The sequence below is a fragment of the Dyella sp. EPa41 genome, from assembly GCF_016586165.1.
Classification (GTDB): domain Bacteria; phylum Pseudomonadota; class Gammaproteobacteria; order Xanthomonadales; family Rhodanobacteraceae; genus Dyella.
Map to the genome: position 1 here is coordinate 1 of NZ_BCPR01000029.1, position 21638 is coordinate 21638.

The 21638-nt window shown below is 67.5% G+C and carries 17 protein-coding genes; 16 read left to right on the forward strand and 1 reads right to left on the reverse strand.

The genetic code is table 11. From position 1 onward, the window contains the following. From JMF82_RS11095 to JMF82_RS11140, 10 genes are all read left to right on the forward strand, one after another. On the forward strand, nt 1-932 hold a 932-nt coding region (locus tag JMF82_RS11095), incomplete at its 5' end, for a DUF4255 domain-containing protein (protein WP_201314643.1). Then, the gene (locus JMF82_RS11100; protein WP_201314644.1) at nt 929-3112 is read left to right on the forward strand and encodes an AAA family ATPase; all 2184 of its coding nucleotides are present in this window, start codon (nt 929-931) and stop codon (nt 3110-3112) included. The genes JMF82_RS11095 and JMF82_RS11100, both read left to right, overlap by 4 nt. Beyond that, nucleotides 3109-3417: a hypothetical protein gene (locus JMF82_RS11105; protein WP_201314645.1), complete on the forward strand. Its 309-nt coding sequence runs from the start codon at nt 3109-3111 to the stop codon at nt 3415-3417. Before JMF82_RS11100 ends, JMF82_RS11105 begins: the two co-directional genes overlap by 4 nt. Beyond that, nucleotides 3410-4879, forward strand: a complete 1470-nt coding sequence (locus tag JMF82_RS11110; protein WP_201314646.1) for a DUF4157 domain-containing protein — start codon at nt 3410-3412, stop codon at nt 4877-4879. The genes JMF82_RS11105 and JMF82_RS11110 overlap by 8 nt, the downstream gene beginning before the upstream one ends. 29 nt (nt 4880-4908) lie before the next feature. After that, the gene (locus tag JMF82_RS11115; RefSeq protein ID WP_201314647.1) at nt 4909-7026 is read left to right on the forward strand and encodes a DUF4157 domain-containing protein; all 2118 of its coding nucleotides are present in this window, start codon (nt 4909-4911) and stop codon (nt 7024-7026) included. A 64-nt stretch (nt 7027-7090) separates the two neighbouring features. Then, the gene (locus tag JMF82_RS11120) at nt 7091-8017 is read left to right on the forward strand and encodes a hypothetical protein (RefSeq protein WP_201314648.1); all 927 of its coding nucleotides are present in this window, start codon (nt 7091-7093) and stop codon (nt 8015-8017) included. Further along, a complete protein-coding gene (locus tag JMF82_RS11125; RefSeq protein WP_201314649.1) occupies nt 8014-8670 on the forward strand; it encodes a hypothetical protein in 657 nt (218 codons plus the stop codon). The genes JMF82_RS11120 and JMF82_RS11125 overlap by 4 nt, the downstream gene beginning before the upstream one ends. Continuing rightward, nucleotides 8670-8990 (forward strand): LysM domain-containing protein, encoded by a 321-nt coding sequence (locus JMF82_RS11130; protein WP_201314650.1) that lies wholly within the window; start codon nt 8670-8672, stop codon nt 8988-8990. Before JMF82_RS11125 ends, JMF82_RS11130 begins: the two co-directional genes overlap by 1 nt. Then, on the forward strand, nt 8983-10119 hold the full coding sequence (locus JMF82_RS11135; RefSeq protein ID WP_201314651.1) for a hypothetical protein: 1137 nt from the start codon (nt 8983-8985) through the stop codon (nt 10117-10119). Before JMF82_RS11130 ends, JMF82_RS11135 begins: the two co-directional genes overlap by 8 nt. Then, nucleotides 10116-10622, forward strand: a complete 507-nt coding sequence (locus JMF82_RS11140; RefSeq protein ID WP_111982632.1) for a phage baseplate assembly protein V — start codon at nt 10116-10118, stop codon at nt 10620-10622. The genes JMF82_RS11135 and JMF82_RS11140 overlap by 4 nt, the downstream gene beginning before the upstream one ends. Nucleotides 10623-10650: 28 nt before the next feature. Here JMF82_RS11140 and JMF82_RS11145 read toward each other — a convergent pair whose 3' ends face one another. Next, nucleotides 10651-10953: a hypothetical protein gene (locus JMF82_RS11145; protein ID WP_201314652.1), complete on the reverse strand. Its 303-nt coding sequence runs from the start codon at nt 10951-10953 to the stop codon at nt 10651-10653. Between the two features lie 11 nt (nt 10954-10964). On the opposite strand from JMF82_RS11145, the gene JMF82_RS11150 reads away from it, so the two are divergent. The 6 genes from JMF82_RS11150 to JMF82_RS11175 all read left to right on the forward strand — a co-directional run bounded on the left by JMF82_RS11150 (nt 10965) and on the right by JMF82_RS11175 (nt 21560). Beyond that, entirely contained in the window at nt 10965-11336 is a 372-nt protein-coding gene (locus JMF82_RS11150; protein WP_236585415.1) for a GPW/gp25 family protein, read from the forward strand. Next, nucleotides 11333-14122, forward strand: coding sequence for a putative baseplate assembly protein (locus tag JMF82_RS11155; protein WP_201314653.1), 2790 nt, complete (start codon nt 11333-11335; stop codon nt 14120-14122). Before JMF82_RS11150 ends, JMF82_RS11155 begins: the two co-directional genes overlap by 4 nt. Continuing rightward, a complete protein-coding gene (locus JMF82_RS11160; RefSeq protein ID WP_201314654.1) occupies nt 14119-17235 on the forward strand; it encodes a baseplate J/gp47 family protein in 3117 nt (1038 codons plus the stop codon). The genes JMF82_RS11155 and JMF82_RS11160 overlap by 4 nt, the downstream gene beginning before the upstream one ends. Next, a complete protein-coding gene (locus JMF82_RS11165; protein ID WP_201314655.1) occupies nt 17232-19481 on the forward strand; it encodes a hypothetical protein in 2250 nt (749 codons plus the stop codon). Before JMF82_RS11160 ends, JMF82_RS11165 begins: the two co-directional genes overlap by 4 nt. Nucleotides 19482-19491: 10 nt before the next feature. Then, nucleotides 19492-21072 carry a DUF6519 domain-containing protein gene (locus JMF82_RS11170; protein ID WP_201314656.1) on the forward strand — a complete coding sequence of 527 codons (1581 nt, stop codon included), beginning with the start codon at nt 19492-19494 and terminating at the stop codon, nt 21070-21072. 119 nt (nt 21073-21191) lie between these two features. Next, nucleotides 21192-21560: a DUF2946 domain-containing protein gene (locus JMF82_RS11175; protein WP_255560018.1), complete on the forward strand. Its 369-nt coding sequence runs from the start codon at nt 21192-21194 to the stop codon at nt 21558-21560. Nucleotides 21561-21638: the final 78 nt, after the last annotated feature.

The following is a 21638-nucleotide window of genomic DNA, read 5'->3' on the forward strand; positions in this document are numbered from 1 at the left end:
GCCACCGCGTGCTGGCCGCGGCGATGAGCACACTGCATGACCGCGCCGTGCTCGATGGCAATGACATCCGCAATGCCTTGCCCGACAACGATCTCGCCGATCAGATCGAGCGGGTGCGTTTCACGCCGTTGCCGCAGAGCGTGGACGATATCTCCAAACTGTGGACGGCGTTCCAGACCAACTACCGCGTGTCGTCGGCCTACGAGGCGACGGTGGTGTTGATCGACAGCCAGGCGCCGGCGCGGGCCAGCCTGCCGGTGCTCAAGCGCGGCGCGCAGGGCCGCGGTGTCATCGATGTGCCGTCCACGGCACCCACCTTGTCCTCGCTCGCGCTGCCGCACCAGCAGTCCGCGGCGCGGCTGGGTGATGACCTGGTGCTGGGCGGCAGCCAGCTCACCGCCGTTAACGCGGTGGTCCGCTTTGAAAGCCTGCGGCTGGACGCGCCGGTCGACGTGGCGCCGGTAACGGGCGATGCGGCCGGCACGCTGCGGGTGCATCTTGCCGATCCGACGCAGGATGCCGACGCCCCCACGCGCTGGGCGCCAGGCATCTACACGCTTTCGCTGCTGGTGCAGTCGCCGGACCTGCCCGCGCTGATCAGCAACGAGGTGCCGCTGGCCCTGGCGCCCGTCATCACGGTGAGCCCGTTGACGGCGGCCGTGGGCACGGTCGATCTCACGGTGACGTGCATGCCGCGGTTGCGCGATGGGCAGCGCGTGTTTCTCGTGTTCGGCGACCAGTTGGTGGTGCCGGCGACCATCACCCAGCCGGGTGACCTGCATCAGCCCACCTCGCTTGCCTTCAAGGTGACCGGCGTCGCCAAGGGCACGTACACCGTGCGCCTTCGCGTGGATGGCGCGGACAGCATCCCGGTCGACTTCAGCAGCGGCGTGCCGGCGTTCGACGCCAACCAGCAGGTGGTGGTGTCATGAGCGACTACGCCGGGTGGCTGAGCGCGAACGACCAATACCTCGCCACCGCGCTGGCCGAGATACGGCAGCGGCTGCAACGTGCGGCCGCATCGCAGAAAGCGTCGCCGTCGGAGGCGCGCAGCGTGGACGCCTCGGCGCCGGTGGCCATGTCGCCGCCGGTGGCTGCGCCCGCCGCCACTCGGCATGCGGGCTGGTTGTCGCGCGTGTTCGGGGAGCATGTGCCGGAAGCGGTTGCGCCCGCGCCCATACCGGCGTCGGCGGCGCAGGACGGGCCACCCGAGCAGTCGTCCATGTCGTTCGAGGTGCCCGAGGAGACCCCGGCACCCGACGCGGCGCCTGCGGCATCGCCATTGCCGAATCAGCCGATCTCCGCGCTGCAGGTATTGGCGCAGCAACTGGGCCTGTCCGACTTTGAACGCAGCGTGCTGCTGCTTTGCATCGGCATGGAGCTGGACACGCGGATGCCGGACTTGTGCGCGCAGGCCCAGCACGATGCGAACAAGCCGTGGCCCACCTTTGCGCTGGCGTTTGCCGTGCTCGACCAGCCGAGCTGGGACGCGTTGTCTCCCGAGCGGCCGTTGCGCTACTGGCGCCTGCTCGACATCCACCAGCCGGGGCCGCAGCCACTGATCGGCGCGGCCTTGAGCGCGGACGAGCGCATCGTCAATTTCGTCAAGGGCATGAACTACCTGGACGATCGCCTGGCACCCTTGCTCACGCCGCTGGCTCCGATGTCACTGCCGCCATCGCAACAGGCGGTGGCCGATCGCATCATCGATGGCCTGCGCCATGTCCCGCCAGGCGACGTGTTGCCCGTGGTGCAACTGGTTGGCGCCGACAGTGCGAGCAAGCAGGCCATTGCGCAGGTGGTGTCCATGGCGTTCGGCGCGCAAGCCTTCCGGTTGTCGGCCGAGCTCTTGCCCACGGCGCTGGCCGAGCAGGAAAACCTGATACGACTGTGGCAGCGCGAGTGCCGGCTGATGCCGGTGGCGCTGTATGTCGATGCCGCCGACATCGACCACGCCGATGCGGGCTCGGCCGCGGTGAAACGGTTCATGGCGCGTGCGGGCGGGCTCACTTTCATCGATACGCGCGAGCCGTGGAGCAGCAACGCCGCGCCGATGGTCAGCGCCGACATCGCCAAGCCAACGCCGATGGAACAGCGCTCGATATGGCAGCGCCTGCTGGGCGAAGGGTCCGAGCAGCATGCGCAGCAGCTGGCGGGGCATTTCGATTTCAATCTCGGCAAGATCGGGCAGGTGGCGCATGCGGCGCTTGCCGCCACGGAAAAGGATGCGACGGCGCTGGGCGACACGCTCTGGCATGGCGCGTTGGCGCGCACGCGCCCATCCCTCGATCAACTGGCCCAGCGCATCGTGCCCAAGGCGAGCTGGGACGACCTCAAGCTGCCCGAGGTCGAAAAGAACCTGCTGCACCAGATCGCCGACCAGGTATCGCAACGCGGCACGGTCTACGACGACTGGGGCTTTCGGGAGCGCATGAACCGGGGGTTGTCGATCACGGCGTTGTTCGCCGGCGAAAGCGGCACGGGCAAGACCATGGCGGCTGAGGTCATCGCCAATGCGCTTGGCCTGTCGCTGTACCGCATCGATCTGTCGGCGGTGGTCAGCAAGTACATCGGCGAAACGGAGAAGAACCTGCGCAAGCTGTTCGATGCAGCGGAAGAGGGCGGCTGCATCCTGTTCTTCGACGAGGCCGACGCGCTGTTCGGCCGTCGCAGCGAAGTAAAGGACAGCCACGACCGCTACGCCAACATCGAAGTGAACTACCTGCTGCAGCGCCTGGAGAACTTCCACGGCCTGGCGATCCTCGCCACCAACATGAAGAACGCGCTCGACAGCGCCTTCCTGCGGCGCATCCGTTTCGTGGTGAATTTCCCGTTTCCCGGTTTCGCCGAACGCGAAGCCATCTGGAGCTCGGTGTTTCCCGCGAAGGCGGCGATCGGTCCGCTGGATGTCGCCCTGCTCGCCAAGCTCGCGCTTACCGGCGGCAGCATCCAGGGCATCGCGCTGAACGCCGCCTTCCTGGCTGCCAAGGCGGGCGTGCAGATCACCATGCCGTTGATTCTCGACGCGGCACGCGCGGAGTTTCGCAAGCTGGACAAGCCCGTCAACGAGGCTGACTTCCGTTGGCTGGAAACGGCGGGAGGGAAGTCGTGAGCATCGTGCTGCGCATCGAACGGCTGGTGATCGACGAGGCGGTATTGGGCGGCGATCGGGCAAGCAGCGTGCGCATGGCGTTGGAGCGCGAACTTGCGCTGGCGCTGGCGCATCCCGACGCCATCCGTGCGTTGTCGGGTATCGGCGCAGTGATGTCCCTGCCTGCATGCGCAATGCCTGATGCGAAACATTCGCGCGCCGGTCTTGGCGGGCGCATCGCTGCCGCGGTTGGGGAAGGGCTCGGCATGGGGCCTGTGGAACCGATGCGCGGTGGCGCCACACGGCCGAGAGGGCGTCATGGCTGAGCGCACGGCGAGCTTCGAGCGTGCCGCCCGGTCGCCCCTCGTGACGGCGGCCAGGATGCTGCAGCGCAGGTGCCGTTGCGGCACCCACAGTCATGGCCATGCGGAATGCGGCGAGTGCGCAGGGAAGCGGGGTGGCCTGCAACGCAAGCTGGCCATCGGCGCGAGCCATGACCCGCTCGAGGCGGAGGCGGATCGCGTGGCCGACCAGGTGATGACAGGGGCGCCGCCGATGGGGATCGGGGCAGCCGGACCGCGAATCCAGCGTGCCGGCGGTGATGGCGGCGCCGGCCCGGATGCGCCCGGCAGCGTCGACGAGGCGCTTTCTTCCCCGGGCGCCCCCTTGCAGCCCGATTTGCGCCGCGACATGGAATCGCGTTTCAGGCACGACTTCAGCGGCGTGCGCCTGCATACCGGGGGAGCGGCGGCGCGGTCGGCCCGCGACATCGATGCCAGTGCCTATACCGCAGGCAGCCACATCGTGCTGGGTTCGGGCGCGCCCTCATTGCAGACGCCGTCGGGCCGCCTGCTGTTGGCGCACGAGTTGACCCACGTTGTGCAGCAATCGGCGGCCAATGTCATCCGGCGTTGCATCAACCCCAAGAAGAACGACCCCATCTACGACTCGGTCGCCAACTCCATCCGGAACACGGCTGACTACAAGGCGTTGGATCCGCCGGACAAGGCCGAGGCCGACGGCATCATCACGGATGCGAAGAAGAAGGCGGGTTGCCTGTACTACATCGGCGAGCTGTTTGCGCTGTTCACCACCAAGGACAAGCCGCCCGCGCAGATTGCCAAGGAAACGCAGGCGGCTACCGTGGCGGCCGCGAGCACGGAAAAGGCGCGCGTCGCCAAGCCGGCGGAAGCCAAGAACCTCAACGTGGAAGAAAAGGCCTCGGGCGATCCCTTGCGGAAGTACGTGAAGATCAAGGGCAAGTTCGGTGGCGGAACGTATGAGGTCGACAACCGCGACCCGAAGAACATCGTCGTCCGGGCCAAGGTATTCCTGAAGGCGACCGGGAGCGGCACGGCGGCCGACGTGGCCAACATCACCTCGATGGAGGACGCAATCGAAAAGGCCGCGTCGCGTCCCGGGTTCATCGTGGACATCAGCTTCGTCAATGCACCCGACGCCGACACGTTCACCGCCGAGGTGGATCCATCGAGGTGGGAGGTTGCGACGAACTGGTCCGGCGGCGACCCGACCGGATTCGCCCACGAGCTGCTGCACATGTTCGCCTATGAGCTCGATCGCTACGACTACATCCAGTCCCATGCGCGAAACGCGTCGATGCTGGTGAAAGAGCGCGTCCATTGGTTCGCCATGCAGCTGAGCAAGCCGGCCGGGTTCGACAACCCCGCGTCCCTGATGGGTGAAGGACAGCACCCGCTGAACGACGACGCATGCCGCGTAGCGGGCCTGGATGTCGCCACCTGCGTTGCCGCGCGCCAAAAGCCATGAAACCGGCCACGAATGCCATGTGAGGAATCGTGCAAAAGCAGACCGCCCGCAACCTGATGCCTGTCGCGCCGCCGACCGCCGGCCACGTGCTGCGGCGCAAGTGCGCGTGCGGAAACCATGCGCCGGGCGGCGGCGAGTGCGAGCAGTGCAAGAAGCGGGTGCAGCGCAAGGGTGACGGCGCAGCGGCGCCCGCCGTGGCGCCGGGCATCGTGGGCGATGTGCTGGCGGGTGCCGGCCGGGCGCTCGACGGAACCACCCGTGGATGGATGGAGCAGCGCTTTGGCCACGACTTCAGTGGCGTGCGCATACACGCCGACGCGCAGGCCGCGCGCTCCGCCCAGGCAGTGGGCGCTCTTGCGTATACCGTAGGGCAGCACATCGTGTTCGGCGAAGGGCGATTTGCGCCGCAGTCGGGCGCGGGCCAACACCTTCTCGCCCATGAGCTGACCCATACCATCCAGCAACGCACGGCGCCTGCATCGCTGAGTCCACGGTTGAGCATCGGGGCAAGCGACGCCGCGGAAGAGGTCGAGGCCGATCGCGTGGCTGACCACGTGATGGCGGGCAGAAAGATCCCGGCCATTGGCGCAGGCGCCATGCCGTTGCTGCAGCGCCAGCCGCTTCCCGATGGTGGTGGCGACGCCGATACCAAGCCCGAGCCTGATTTCAGCCTGCCGCAGAAGCGCGGTGCGCAAGGACGGGCGGCATCGGTCGATGCCGGCAAGCGTGGCGAGGATGAGGTCAAGATCCGCATCATCCGTTACCTGTGCGCCTGCAGGGGGCGCAATGTCACCCGCACCAGTGCATCGGCCCGGCTCCAGCCCAATCCCGGCGTGACGCTGGAAATCTGCAACGGGCAAGTGACTGCCCGAGTGACGGGAGACATCGTGCCCAGCAGTGCGACAACTGGCACGGCGACGCTGGGCGTGGACGTCAACGTTGCTGGCAAGGCGAATGTCGGTGCCCATGCGCAGATTCAGAACACGGGTAATGAACCGCAGGTAGGCGGCGGAGGGGACTTGCGGGTCAAACTGCCAAACGGAGGGCAGATAGGGGCGAGTGGCGGTGTACTGAAAGGCACGCAGTCAGGCCGATTGGGTGGCCAGGGCGGTATTGGCTATCAAACGCCTGATGGCACGACCTACGGTGGACAGGTCTCGGCTCAACAAGGAGGGCCTGTCGTCGTCACGGGCGGCGTCAATATACCTCTCGGCGGCCAGAACGTCAGCAACAAGACCTGCCGCGAGTGTTATTGCCCGCTCTCGTATCAATGCTACGAAGACATCGTGCCGCGCGATTACGACACGCCGACCACATACGACGTCGAGCAGCGCGGCCGGCTCCGCTATTACTTCAGCCTCGACAAGGCCGACGACACCACGGATCCGACGCTCAAGGGCGAATCGACCAGGACGCTGGACGACGTGGCGAAACAGGTGGCGGCGGGGGCCAAGATTCGATCGATCACGGGCTATGCCTCGCCGGAGGACAACCGCGAGAAGCCCGAGCCGAACCAGAAGCTGTCCATGGACCGTGCGCGGCGCCTGCACGATCTGCTCGGTGCCCGCCTCGGCGCCGGCGCTTCGCTTCCTGCCCCCGCTGCCGGTGGCGAACTGCTGGGCCGTGCGCCCACGATCGCGCCAGGCAGCAGCCTGGCCCAGGCCATGCTCGACGCAGGCTTCGGTGATCCGGAAGACGTCACGCAATTCCTCGTTGGCAGCGATATCCCCAATCCCAAGCTGGCCGACCAGTTCCTGGGGTTGCTCGATCGTGTCACCGAGCCTGCCGACAGGCTGAAGCTCTTCGGCGTGAGCACTGATTCACCGGCGGCGCCAAAACTGCTGGCCGCCATCGAGCTGTTCCGCAAGAACCGCGGGCGAGGGCGCAGGCCGTGGGAGGGCATCTTCGGCTTCCTGCGCTACGCGACGGTGGAGCTCAGCACCACCCGCAAGGAGCCGGGGACGGAACACCACCGCACGACGGGTTCATTGACGCCGATGGCCGAAGCCGCGTGCAAGCCCTACGCGAGCAAGGCGGAGGCGGCAATGAGCTTTGGCCCCGCCGAGCGCGAGCCCGACAAGGACGTCGACTGTCCGAGCGAGCCCGCCAACCAACCCCAGACGGACAAACAATGCCATTACGACTGAGCCACGATGTTCCCGTTTCGCATGGGCGAAATCATCCCCATGGCGATGCACGGCGGAGCCGGCCATGAGCGCGTACGTGCATAACCGGCCATACCGGCCATGGGCGCCGCCGGCATCGGCCCGCGCTTCCGATAAGCGGGGGTCGTGCAGCTGCGGCAAGCATGCGGGCGCTTGCCCCCGCTGTCGCGGGGGCAAGGATGCGCCTGCCGCACGGTGGGCAGGACAGCCATGGCCCGGCGCTGCCCATGGGGCGCCCCCGCATGATTTCAGCCGGCTGCCCCTGTTCGGTGCGCGCGAAGCCCTCAACGGGCAGGGCGACGACGAGGGCGCGGAATCGGTCGATGGTCCGTCACCCGTCGGCTCCGGCAGCAACGCGCAACCCGCGCCGCCGCGTCCGCGCCCCACCGGCACCAAGGTGGATACGACCACCAGCTACACGCAGGCCGCGCTGCAGGCGGGGTATCTCTCGGGCATGGGCATCGTGGCGCGGATGCAGGTGCTGCCCGACAGCACGACATGGGATGGCAACGAAGTCGTCGAGTCGCTGCAGCAGGTGTCTTCGACGTGCCCGGATACGCTCACGCGGCCGGGGCCGTGCAATGGTCATTCGCACTTCCCGATCGGTGCGAAGCTGCGCGCGCGTGGCGTGCGGCCGGAGCTGCCAGCGATGAGCAGTCGCTTCTACGACATCCACACGTCGCAATCGGAGGACGTGAGCTTCCTCCACGACGCCACGCGCAACCCCAAGGGCATCGATTCGTGCGAATCGGTGTGCCGGCAGGACTACTCCTACGACGGCGTGGTGATCGGTTCGCACAGCATCCGGCGCCAGTTCCGCAAGGGGAAGATCAACAACCACGACGTCACCATCATCGATGTGACCAAGACCGACCTCGCCCCCGCGGCTGCCGGCGGCAACCCGCAGCAAGGCAAACCCGGAGGCGGCAGTGGCAGCGGATCGCCGCCGTCGGGCAGCGGGGGAAAACCATGAGCGGCTTCCCGGGCTCACCGCGCATCCTCAAGGGCGGCATCGTGCTGATCGATCCGGACAGTTCAGCGGTGCTGCGCGTGATCGCGCTGCAGTACAACCCCGATTCCATCACGCGCTCGCTGCAGGTGCAGGCCATGGGTGCGGGTGGCGATCGTTCGGAAGTGCTGCGGCTGAAAGGGCCGCCGGTGGAGACGATCAAGCTGGAGGCGGAGATCGATGCAGCCGACCAGCTGGAGTTTCCCGAGCGCAATCCCGTGACGACGCAATCGGGCGTGTTCGCGCAGCTCGCCGCGCTGGAGACGATGATCTATCCCACCAGTTCGCAACTGGGCGCGAACGACGCGCTGGCGCAGATAGGCACGCTCGAAATCATCCCGATGGAAACGCCGCTGGCGTTGTTCGTATGGAGCCAGACCCGCATTCTCCCGGTGCGCGTGACCGAGCTGAGCATCACCGAGGAAGCATTCGATACCGCGCTCAACCCGATACGCGCCAAGGTGAGCCTCGGGTTGCGCGTGCTCTCGGTGGACGACGTGCCCACCGGCCATAAGGCCGCGAGCCTGTTCATGAGTTACCTGCAGCGCAAGGAACAGCTGGCGAAGACCGCGCCGGCCATGCCGCTGTCCGCGCTGGGCCTGACAGGAGTGCCGTGATGGCCACGAATTTTCCTCCCGCCAGCCGCTACGCGTTGACGCCGACCTGCACCTACGTGCGCGCGGATGGCACGCCCATCACCTACCTCCGGCGGCGCATGGTGCCGCCGCCGGAGAATTTCGCGCTGCTGCAATGGCACCGTGTCGTGCAGGGCGAGCGACTGGACAACGTCACGGCGAAGTATCTCGGCGATCCGGAACAGTTCTGGCGGTTGTGCGACGCCAATCGCGCGCTGCGCCCGGAGGAGCTCACCGAGACGATAGGGCGGCGCATCGCCATCACCTTGCCCGAAGGCATTCCGGGGGTGCCGCATGCTTAAGGGCGTGCACCTGACGCTGATGGTCGGGCCGGTGGTGCCGATCCCGGTGCCGCAGATCGTGCTCGATGCGCTCACGCAGGTGGAGGTGGTGCAGCCCGACGAGGCGGCCGGCGCATTCACGCTGCAGTTCACGCTGAGCGTGCAGTCGCCATTGCATACGCTGTTCCTGCTGAGCGGCGGTGGCGTGGTGCCGCTGTTGCGCGTGATCCTGATCGCCACGATCAACGGCATGCCGCAGGTGCTGATCGACGGCGTGGTCAACAAGACCACGGTGGCGCCCGGGGCCGACCAGCGGCACACGAGCCTGCACGTGATGGGCGATGACCTCACCACGGTGATGCAGAAGCTGGAATTCTCCGGCCTGCCGGGCACGCCGTATCCGGCCATGCCGGCCGAGGCGATCGTCGCGTTGCTGCTGGCCAAGTACGCGTTTCTGGGCGTGGTGCCGCTGGTTATTCCCAGCATCGCCATCGATGTGCCGATTCCCACGGATCGCATACCCACGCAGCAGGGCAGCGACCTCGAGTACATCCGCATGCTCGCCGAGCGCGTGGGTTATGTGTTCTACATCGATCCTGGCCCCGCGCCCGGCATGAGCACGGCGTACTGGGGGCCGAAGATCAAGGTGGGCGTGCCGCAACCGGCGCTCAATGCCGACATGGACGCGGGCAGCAACGTGGAAAGCCTCAGCTTCAACTACAACGGCGACGCACGCAGCCTGCCGCTGGTCTACATCCAGAACCAGCAGACGAAGGTGCCGCTGCCGCTGCCGATTCCGGACATCGGCCCGCTCAATCCGCCGCTCGGGCTGGTCGATCCGCCGCCACAACGCCTGCGGCCATTGCCCGAGACGGCAAAGTACTCCCCGACACGCGCGATGTTGCTTGGCATGGCCGAAGCGGCGAAATCGGCGGATACGGTGACAGGGCAGGGCAGCCTCGATGTCACGCGCTATGGCCGGATACTGAAGTCGCGGCAGCTCGTCGGCGTGCGTGGCGTCGGCCCGGCCTTCGATGGATTGCATTACGTGACGGAAGTGCGCCATTCCATCAAGCGCGGCGAGTACAAGCAAAGCTTCAGCCTTTCGCGCAAAGGGCTCGTCTCCACCTTGCCGCTGGTGCCGCCATGAGCAAGTACTACGGCAAATACCGCGGCACGGTGATCCAGAACGTGGACCCGGAGCAGCTGGGACGCATCCAGGCGATGGTGCCCGATGTGTCCGGCCTGTTGCCGTCGAGCTGGGCAATGCCCTGCGTGCCCATCGCCGGCAAGCAGAGCGGCGTCTACGTGGTGCCGCAGATCGGCGCCGGCGTGTGGATCGAGTTCGAGCAGGGCGATCCGGACTACCCGATCTGGAGTGGCGGCTACTGGGGCGTGGCGGCGGAAGTGCCGGCGCTCGCGCTGGCGGGCAATCCGGCAAGCCCGAGCATCGTGCTCGGTTCCATCCTGCAGAACACGCTGTGCATCAGCGACGTGCCGGGCCCCACGGGCGGCATCATGATCAAGAGCACCACGGGCGCGATGATCGTCGTGAACGACGTTGGCATCACCATCTCCAACGGCAAGGGCGCCACCATCGTGCTGGCCGGCCCCACCGTGACCATCAACAACGGCGCGCTGGTCGTGACCTAGGGAGATCGCCGATGCCTGGATTCCTTCTTCATGTCGGCGCGACGGTCCTGTGCTCCCACGCGGGGCAGGCCCAGGCGATGACGCCCAATCCACGGGTGATGGTAAGCGGGCAACCCACGGTCACCATCGCCGGGCCCTGGGTCGTGGCCGGGTGCGCACTGCCACCACCACCAGCGGCGAACGGGCCCTGCGTGACTGCGCAGTTCGTGACCGCGGCCACGAGGGTCACGTCGAACGGACAGCCGTTGCTCTGTTTCGACAGCCAGGCCACCTGCGTGCCCACCGGCACGCCGCTGCTCATCGTCGCCAGCCAGATGCGCGCCAGCGCCATGTGAGGATGCCATGGACCCCGCGATCAACATCGACTTTCCCTATCACTTCGATCACTCCGGTCGCACGGCATCGCCGGGCGATGACGACCATGTGCGTGACCTGATCGAGCAGTTGCTGTTCACCAGCCCCGGCGAGCGGGTGAACCGCCCCGATTTTGGCAGCGGCCTCCTGCAGATGGTGTTTGCGCCGAATAGCCCGGAGGTCGCGGCCGCCCTTCAATTCACCTTGCAGGCGGCGCTCCAGCGCTACCTGGGCGATGTCATCGGCGTCAACGCGCTGGAGGTCACCGCCGTCGATTCCACGCTGGCCGTGGACCTGAGCTACGTGGTGCTCGCCACGGGCGAGGCGCGCACGGACAGCTTCAGCCGGAGCGCGCCATGAGCACCTTGGATGCTGCGCCTGGCCCGATCGGCATCAGCTGCCAGCTTCTGCCTGCCTGCAGCGATGACATGCGGCGCGAAAAGGTGCGCCTGGAGGGCAGGCTCAATGGCATCGATTTCGTCGAAGTGGGAGACGACGGCATCACGTTGTGCGTTCACCTGTTCGGCGACGTGCCCCCGGACATCGCGCCAGCCAACGTGCGCATCAGCGGTGGCGATCGCATCACCGGCCTGCGCGCGCTGGGTGTCAGCGAGGAGAGCGAGCCGGACATGCACGACGACGTCTGCCTGCGCGTCGTGCTGGATCGCGAAGGCGATCATTCCGCGTATTGCCTGTGCCTGGTCGATGCGTCATCGGGCGACGATCCTGCCGCCTGGCGGGCGTATCCCGGGTTCGATCCGCGGTATGCGTGCGCGCCGATCCGGTTTCGGCTCGATTGCGCCAAGGATGTCGACTGCGCGGCGACCGCGCCATGCGTGAAGCCGGCGCCGGCCCTGCCGGACATCAACTATCTCGCCAAGGACTACACGAGCTTCCGGCAGCTGTTCTTCGACCGCCTGGCGATCACCGTGCCCGGATGGCAGGAGCGCCACGTGCCGGATATCGGGGTGGCGCTGGTTGAAGTGATGGCTTATGTCGCCGACCACCTGAGCTACTACCAGGATGCGGTGGCCACCGAAGCCTATCTCGCCACGGCCAGGCGTCGAATCTCCGTGCGGCGGCATGCAAGGCTGGTGGACTACCGCATGCACGAAGGCTGCAACGCACGCGCGTTCGTCACGTTGGCCCTCGCCGCGGGCGAGCAGGCGCTGCCGCTCGACCAGCTGCTGTTGCTGGTTCCCCCGCCGGGACAGACGCCGGTGACGCCGGGCGCGATCGATGCAAAGGCGCTCGACATGGCGCGCACGCAGGGCGCGCTGATCTTCGAGCCCATGATGCCGGATGGCGTGGACACCATCACTGTGGTCGCCGCGCAGAGCGCCATCCGCATCTATACCTGGGGCAACGAGCGGTGCTGCCTGCCACGCGGCAGCACGCAGGCCGTACTGCTGGATGAGCCACTGCCGGTGCCGCCTCCAACAGAGACCGCGCCGCCCAATGGCGACGGTGGCAGCACGCCTGCTCCGCAGCTGAAGTCGGCTGCCGTGGCTGCGCCGCAGCGTGCGTTGAAGCTGAAGCCGGGCGACTTCCTGATCTTCGAGGAAGTGCTGGGCGTGTCCACGGGCAACCCCGCGGATGCGGATCCGTCGCATCGTCACGCGGTCCGGCTCACGGATGTGCAGGAACTGGTCGACCCGCTGGACGGCAGCCTGCTGCTGCGGGTGAGCTGGGATGCGTGCGATGCGCTGCCGTTCGACCTGTGCCTGTCGGTGCGCCTGTCGTCGCCGGACTGCCGCTGGATCGATGACGTGAGCCTCGCGCGGGGAAACGTGCTGCTGGTCGATCATGGGGATCATCCGCCGGGGCAGTGCCAGTGCGATGCGCTATGCGTGCCGCCGGAGGCGATCGACGATGCCGACTATCCCGGTCTCTCCAGCGCCATGGCGTCCGTGCCGGATGCCTGCATGCGTTGCGGGTTGCTGAAGGAGGAGTGCTGGCTGGTGCCGGGCCAGGCGCAGTACGCATGCTGCGTGTGCGATGGCGCCGTGCAGGACGTGACCCGTCCCGCGGGAGACGCCGGTCATGCGTTGACGGGTTCGCCACTCACATGGGCCGAACCGCTGCCGGCCGCTTCCGGCGTGCCGGTGTGCCAGCTGTTGTCGCGCGATCCACGGCTGGCGCGACCGCAACTCGACGTCTACGGCGGCCGCCTGGATGAGGTATTGGTCAACGGCACGCCCCATGCAGGCTGCCAGTGGACCGCGCAGTACGACCTGCTGGAAAGCGGCCCGAACGATCGTCATTTCGTGGTGGAAGTGGATGATGACGGCGTTGCCCATCTGCGTTTCGGTGACGGTGTCCTCGGCCAGCAGCCGCAGGCGGGCGACTTCTTCCGTGCCCTGCCGCGCATCGGCAACGGCAGCGCGGGCAACGTGGGCTGCGACAGCATCGTGTGGCTGGCCGCAAGGGCCGGCGTGCCGCCGGACGGCATCGTGCCGCGCAATCCGATGGCGGCCACCGGTGGTACCGATGCGGAGAGCCTGGCCGAGGTGAAGCGGTATGCGCCCGGCGCATTTCGCGCGAATGCGTTGCGTGCGATCACCGCGGACGACTACGCCATGTTCGCCGCCCGCGAAGCGGCCTTGCAGGGCGCGTCGTGCCGGCTCGCATGGACCGGCAGCTGGTATGAGGCCGACGTCGTGGTCGATCCGCGCGGTGCGGAGAGCCTCGCCCCGGCGTTGGCCGCCAAGGTGAAGCACGACTTGTGGCCTTATCGGCGCATGGGTCACGACCTGGCCGTGCTGGCCGCGTGTTACGTGCCGTTGCTCATCGAGCTGCGCGTCTGCGTGCTGCCGGACTTCCTTGTGGCGCATGTCAGATCCGGTTTGGTGGATCGTTTCACCGCCGGCTTGCGCAGCGATGGCCAACCGGGCTTCTTCCATCCGGATCGCCTGCTGCTCGGCTCGCCGGTCCATGCCAGCGCGGTGATCGCCGAGGCCCAGGCCGTGGCCGGCGTGGCGCATGTCGAGCTGCTTACGCTTGCCCGCGCCGAGGGTGCCGTGCCGGGTGACGTGCCCGCGGATGGCGTGCTGCATCTGGCATCGGTGGAGATCGCGCAGGTCGACAGCAGCCCCGATCATCCCGATCGCGGCTCCATCACGTTCGTCATGGGAGGTGGCCGATGAGCTGCTGCAGCGCCTGTGGCCAGCACGCCTGCGCCTGCGGATGCGGCGCCAGCGAGCGTACGCCGCTTCCTCTCGCCAACCGGCCGGGGTTGTCCAGCCTCGCGTATCGCGTGGGCACCTACGCGGAATTCTTCGCCACCATGCAGATGGACCTGAGCTCGTCCGCGCTGCCGGCCCTGACCGGGCTGCGCACGCGTGAACTCGACGACCCATCCATGGCGCTGGTCGATGCATGGGCCATCGGCGCCGACGTGTTGAGTTTCTACCAGGAGCGCATCGCCAACGAAGGCTACCTGCGCACGGCGACCGAGCGCTGCTCGGTGCTGCAGCTGGGGCGGTTGGTCGACTATCGTCTTCGTCCCGGCGTCGCCGCGAGCGTCTACCTGGCCTACACGATCGACGACAACTCGCCGCCGGTGACGATACCGGCGGGCGCCAAGGCCCAATCGGTGCCCGCGCCGGGCGAACAGATGCAGACCTTCGAGACGGCCGAGCCGCTGGATGCGCGCCACGAATGGAACACCTTGCGTCCGCGGCAGACGCAACCGCAGAACATCACGCTGGATACGATCGCATCGCTGCAGGAGGTGTGGCTGGCGGGTGGCAGCACGCAGCTCAGGCACGGCGACAGGCTGCTGTTCCAGTTCGGCGAACTGGCGACCGGCACCAGCGTGTTGCGCAGGGTGGAGTCGGTGGATGTCCAGCAGACCGATCCCGCCACCGGCGCCATGCTGCAGCCTGCCGATCAGAGCAGCCGCGTCCGCCTGCAAGCGCTGGGCGCGGTGACGGTGGCGATTGTGGCGGCAGCCAATCGTGCGGTTGCTGCCCTGGCGTCGGGCGATGCGCGCTGGTTCAACGCATTGCTGGGCGTGCGCCAGCAATTGCTGCTGGGCGTCGACGACGGCGGTTCCGCCAAGATGTTTTCGACGGTGTTCATGCGCTACCTGGAAGGTTGGCAAAGCGGGCCGGCGCCAGTGCAGGACTTCATGAAGGCCGTCGACGAGGCCTTTGGCGGCCCGCCCGCGGCACCGCCGCCGGCGGCGGGCTTTGGCGCCTTGTTCGACGCGTTGATCCTGCCGCGTACGCTGCAACCCGCGAACAGCTTGCGGCTCCAGCGCGGGATCGCCACCGTGCTCGCGCCGGCGAGCGACGCGCGACCGCAGCTGCTGCTCAACTTTGCCACGCCGCTGCTCGATACCTTCTACCGCGCATGGACGGCCATTGCGCACGGCAACCCCTCGCCGGACCTGCTGGGGGTGTTCGCACTGCGCGTGAAAGCGCCGCTGTTCGGCTACAACGCGCCGGCGCCCATGACGGTCAACCAGAAATGGGATGGCTCGCAATGGGTGTCGACCATGGTGCCTGGCTCGCTGGACACCAGCAACGAAGTGGCCGGAACCGTCTGGCTCGATAACGCCTATGACGATGTGGAGGACGGCAGCTACGCGGTGATATGGCCGCCAGGGAACCATCCCGTCACGGTGCGCCTGTCGCATGCCACCACCGCGCCGCACTCGATGTACACGATGAGCGGCAAGAGCACGCGCCTGGATATCGATCCGAACCAGGGTGATCACAGCTGGAGCATCGGCGGCGAATCGGACGTGCGTGGCACGCAGGTGTACGCACAGAGCGAGCCACTGACCCTGGCTGCCACCCATATCCTCGACCAGGCGGGCAATGCCACGGTGAGCAGCGCGGGTGTGGCACAGGACGGTGCCACGCGCATGACGCTTGATCAGCCGGTCGATGGGCTCAAGCCAGGGCGCTGGGTGGTGGTGCAGGGGCAACGGGCCGACGTACCCGGCACCGATGCCGTGAACGCCTCGGAGGCGGTCATGCTGCTGGCTGTCGAACAGGCGGCATCGAGCCTGCCCGGGGACACCATCCACAGCACGCTGGTCTTCGCCGGCAAGGGGCTGGCGTACGCGTACGTTCGCGGCAGCGTGTCGGTCTATGCCAACGTCGTGCGCGCCACCCACGGCGAGACGCGCAACGAGGTACTGGGAAACGGCAATGGCGCGACGGCCATGCCCACGTACGCGCTGAAGCAGTCGCCGCTCACCTACGTTTCCGCGCCCACGGTGGATGGCGTGCAGAGCACGCTGGTGGTGTCCGTCAACGGCATGCAGTGGCATGAGGCGCGCAACCTCGCGTTTGTCGGCGTGACGAGCCGCAGCTACGCGACGTCGATCGACGACAGCGGCAAGGTGAGCGTGCTGTTCGGCAATGGCGTGCATGGCGCCCGCGTACCTACCGGCATCGAGAACATCACCGCGGTCTATCGGCAAGGCATTGGCACGCCCGGCAATGTGCAGGCAGGGCAGATCAGCCTCGCGGCCACGCGCCCACTCGGCGTCAAGCAGGTGGTCAACCCCTTGCGCGCCTCGGGCGGCGCCGACCCCGAAACGCGCGATCAGGCGCGCGTCAACGTGCCGCTGGCCGTGCTCGCGCTGGATCGTCTCGTGTCCATCACCGACTACGCCGACTTCTCGCGCACCTATGGCGGCGTGGGCAAGGCTTGCGCGATCAAGCTGGGTTCACAGGTACTGGTGACCATCGCCGGCGCCGGCGATGCGCCCATCGACGACACCTCCGACCTCTATGGCAACCTGCTGCAGTCGCTGCAGCAGTTCGGCGATCCATCGCTGCCGGTCACGCTGATGGTGCGCCAGCTCGTTGCGCTGACCTTGAGCGCCAGGGTCGGCCTGGCGCCGGATGTCACATGGGAAACCGTGGAGCCGGTGATACGCGCCGCGTTGCTGGACCGTTACGGCTTCGAGAACGCGGGGCTGGCGAAGCCGGTCTACCTGAGCGGTGTCGTGTCCTGCATCCAGGCCGTGCGCGGCGTGGCCTGGGTCGACGTGGATGCCTTCGGCAGCCTCGACGAGGCCGCGCTGCTGCTCGGCTTTGGCGTCGGAAGCAACGGTGGCGGCGACGATGGCGCGGTGCTGGCGCGGGGCCCAGCACAGGCGGCGGACCCCGCCACACCGCAGCGGATCACCGTGCTTGATGCGCGCCTGGACAGCCAGGGCAACCCACTCCCGGCGCAGATCGCGTATTTCCTCCCGGCGGTTCCGGACACCCTCTTGCTGCAGCAGGCCACGCCATGAACAGCCAGCCGGATCGTCTCTACGCCCTGATGCCGGTGGTCTACCGCATGCGGGACGCGGACCAGGGTTATCCGTTGCGTGACTTCCTGCGCGTGCTCTCGGCGCAGGCGGACGTGCTGGAGCAGGACATCACGCGGCTCTATGACAACTGGTTCATCGAGACCTGCGACGACTGGGTCGTGCCGTACATCGGCGACCTGCTCGGGTACACGCTGTTGCCCGAAGCGGCCACCTTGTCCGCCGATGGCTGCGCGTCTGCCGGGCTGGGTCGCGTGCTTGCGCCGCGTGCCGACGTGGCCAACCTGATCGACGCGCGTCGCCGCAAGGGCACGCTGTCGTTGCTGGAAGATCTCGCGCGCGATGCGGCGGACTGGCCGGCCCGGGCGGTGGAGTTCTATCCGTTGCTGGGCTGGACGCAGCATCTCGATCACCAGCACGCCTGGCGGGGTGGTGCGGCCGACCTTCGACAACCCGGTCGGCTCGAATGCCTGGCGTGGGAGGACGGTGCATTCGATCGCCTGGCGCACAGCGTGGACATCCGCCGCATCGACAGCGCGCATCGCCGCGGACGTTTCGCCATCCCTAACGTGGGCCTGTTCGTGTTTCGCCTGCGCAGCTATCCCGTGACGTGCACGCCGGCTTATTGCGTGGAAGAGCAAGGCGCGCAGTGCTACAGCTTCAGCGTGCTCGGCCAGGACACGCCGTTGTTCCAGCGACCGGTCGCCGAAGCCGCGCCCACGCATATCGCACAGGAAGAAAACCTCCCGGTACCGTTGCGGCGTTATCGCTTCGCCGAGCGTGGCGCCGCCGCGGATTACGCGACGGTTTCGGCCAGCCTCTACGGCGAAGGCAAGAGCGTGCAGATCTTTGCGCCCGACTGGCCGGCGAAAGGCCAGGGTTTGCCGGTGCCCATCGAGCTGCTGATGCCGGCCGACCTCGACGACTGGAAATACCAGGTGCCCCGCGGGCGCGTGGCCATCGATCCGGAGCGCGGCCGCCTGTTGTTTCCCGCGGGGCAGCGCCCCAAGCGTGGCGTGTGGGTGAACTACCAGTACGGCTTTGCGGCGGATATCGGCGGCGGCGAATACGCGCGGGTGACGCCGGAGCTGGAGAACGCGACGCGCTACACCGTGCACGCGGCCCGGCCCGACAGCGATCCGGCCAAGACCGCCTTGCCCGATCGTCATTTCGCCAGCATCGCGGCGGCATTGGAGGCATGGGCGAAGGCGAAAGCGGCCGCGCCCGCCTTGCGTGCGCTGATCATCGAACTCGCGGAAAGCGGCGTCTACGAGGGCGGCATCGATGTGCAGCTGGATCCCGGCGAAGCCATCCAGATCCGTGCGGCCGATCGCACGCGCCCGGTGCTTCGCCTGCTCGATGTGCGCGCCAGCCAGCCCGATGCGCTGTCCGTGGGTGGTGGACCGGGCAGCCGTTTCGTCATGGACGGCCTGCTCGTCTCGGGACGCGGCATCGAGGTGCACGGACCGCAGGATGACGGTGATGCCACGGCGTTGCCCGCCGAGGACCTGTGCGAACTGGTGATACGGCACTGCACGCTGGTGCCGGGATGGTCGCTGCAATGCGATTGCGATCCCAGGCGCCCGGGCGAGCCGAGCATCACCCTCGACGGCACGCGGGCGTCATTGCGCGTGGAATGCAGCATCCTCGGAGGCATCAGCGTGGTATCGCCGGCCAGGCGTGGCGAGCCGCCATCGATCACGCTGCGCGACAGCGTGCTGGACGCTACCGGACCGCAACGGCTGGCCATCGCGTCGCCGGACGAGGCGGTGGCCTATGCCAATGCCAGCTTCGTCCGCTGCACGGTGGTCGGCCAAGTGCAGGTGCATGGCGTGCCACTGGCCGAGAATTCGATATTCGCCAGCCCGCTGCGCGTGTTGCGCCGACAGGCGGGATGCGTGCGCTTCTGTTTCGTGCCGTCGGGATCGCGCACGCCCCAGCGCTTCCACTGCCAGCCGGATCTTGCCGTGGCCGCCGTGGACAGTGCCGATGCGGCGCAGGTACGGCTGCGTGTCGTGCCGTTGTTCCGCAGTCGTCGCTACGGATCGCCGCACTACATGAGGTTGGCCGATGCCTGTTGCGAAGAGATTCGCGGCGGCGCCTCGGACGAGTCTTCGATGGGCGTGTACCACGACCTGTACGAGCCGCAGCGGCAGGCGAATCTCGCGTTGCGTCTCGAAGCATACGTGCCGGCGGGAGCTGCTCCCGGCATGTTCTTCGCGAGTTAGGAGATCGATCATGAAAGGCGACTTTGCGCGTGTCACCTTCGACTCGACGCTGCACTACAGCCAGGTCTTCCAGCAGCAGGGGCGCGTCACGCTGGAGGCCGACTGGAACGAGCAGGTCAGCATCCAGCTGAACCTCCTGCGCGCGCTGGCCAGTGACCTGGTGGGTCCGTGCTGGGCCGCCGGCAGCGGCTTCCTGTTCACGGCCGCGCCCAGGTTGCCCGATGGGTCGCTGACGCCCGGGCATTTCTATGTCGACGGCATCCTCTGCATCAATGAAAGCGCCTGCACGTTCGGGACGCAGCCCAACCTGCCGACGCCCGACACGATCACCGGCAACGACGGTTCGTCGGGCCAGCCGGCGAGCTTTGCGTTGTGGCTCGACGTATGGGAGCGGCACCTGTGCGCGGTGGAAGCACCGGCCATCGCCGATACGGCGCTCAACGGCATCGACACGGCGTCACGTGCGCAGGTGATCTGGCAGGCGCGCATGCTTGACCTCGATCCCGAGCGATCGACGGCTTCGCTGGCCAATGTGCGCGCGGCGCTGGGATTGCGCAAAGACCTGGATGCGGCGACGCTCAAGCAGGACCTGGCCAATCTCGATGCCCTGGCGAATGCGTTGAACGGGCAGGGAGCGGCAAACACCACGCGCTGCGACGCGCTGCGCCAGCTGGTCGGCGTGCGCGCCACCTACGCGTGGCCGCGGATGCGCGCGCAGCTGGGCCCCGTCGACACCGACAGCGACCCGTGCGTGATCGCGGCCGATGCGCGTTACCGGGGTTGCGAAAACCAGCTGTACCGCGTCGAGATCCATCGCGGTGGACTGGCCAGCACGGATGCGGCGCCGACCACCACCAGCTTCAAGTGGTCGCGCGAGAACGGATCGGTGGTGTTTCCTGCAGCGAGCAACGTGATCGGCCAGGCGGACGACGGCAGCGCTATCATGACCGTCACGCTGGCAAGCCTGGGGCGCGACCAGCGATTGGGCCTGGCGACGGGCGACTGGGTCGAATTGGTGGATGACGACTACACCCTGGCGCAGCTGGCTTATCCGCTGCTGCAGGTGAAGGCGGTCGACGTCATGCGACGCACCGTGCAACTGGCCTTGGCGGCGGGAGCGACGCCCTATCAGCTGAGCAACGACGCGCGAAAGCATCCTTTGCTGCGCCGCTGGGATCAGCATGACGGCGTGGCGGTGGGCGGCGACGTGGTGCTGGTGGAAGGTGAACCGGTCACGCTCGAGAATGGCATCCAGGTGCGCTTCGAGCCGGGAGGCCTGTATGCCACCGGTGACTACTGGCTGATTCCCGCGCGCGTTTCGGGGCAGGGCATGATCGAATGGCCGCAGGTGGCCGGCACGCCCGCACCGCTGCCATCGCGTGGCATGCATCATGCAGCGGTGCTGGGCACGTACACGGCGGCAGCGGGCTATGTGGAATGCTGCTGCCGCTTCGACTCGCTCTGCACGCTGCTTCGCAACAGCGCGACCCGCAAGCCGCTGGATACCGCGACGGGCGCCGTGGCGAAGAACGCCGCCGTCGCCAAGGCGACACCGGCGGTAAAGAAGACCACCCGGAAGAAGCACGGCTGACGTTCGGCTCAGCGTGAGACTACGTGACGTCCTGCCACAGGCCTGGCTCGCTGTCAGGCACGGGCCGGACGTGAGAAGATGTCTTGAGCCTACTCAAGGCTTGTTCGGTCGGGGACGCGGTGATTCGTAGAAGGACGGCACATCGATGGGTCGCATGGCTGGCAATCGCCGCCGTGTGGCTGCTGGTGGCTGCACCTACGGTATCCCGTTCGCTGGCTGCCACCGGCGCCTGGCCGGAGCTTGGTGCCTGGTGCACGGGGCATGGGCTCGAGCAGCACCACCCTGGGGCCCCGGATGCACCGGTACTGCATACCGATGAATGCGGATACTGCGCGCTGCTCGGTCATAGCCCGGCGCTGACGGGACTTGCCACGGCCGCGCCGGCGGCCGCCATGCTGCCGGCCATCGCACCGATCCATGAAGCCGCCTGGCATGGGCATCCGCTGCCGCTGCTGAGCGCGAGTCCCCGCGGGCCGCCCCAGGCCTGACTGCCTGTCGCCAACGCGGGATGACGCGCCCAGTGCGCAAGGTCGGTCCCGCATCGGAAGGCCGTTCGTGAACGATGG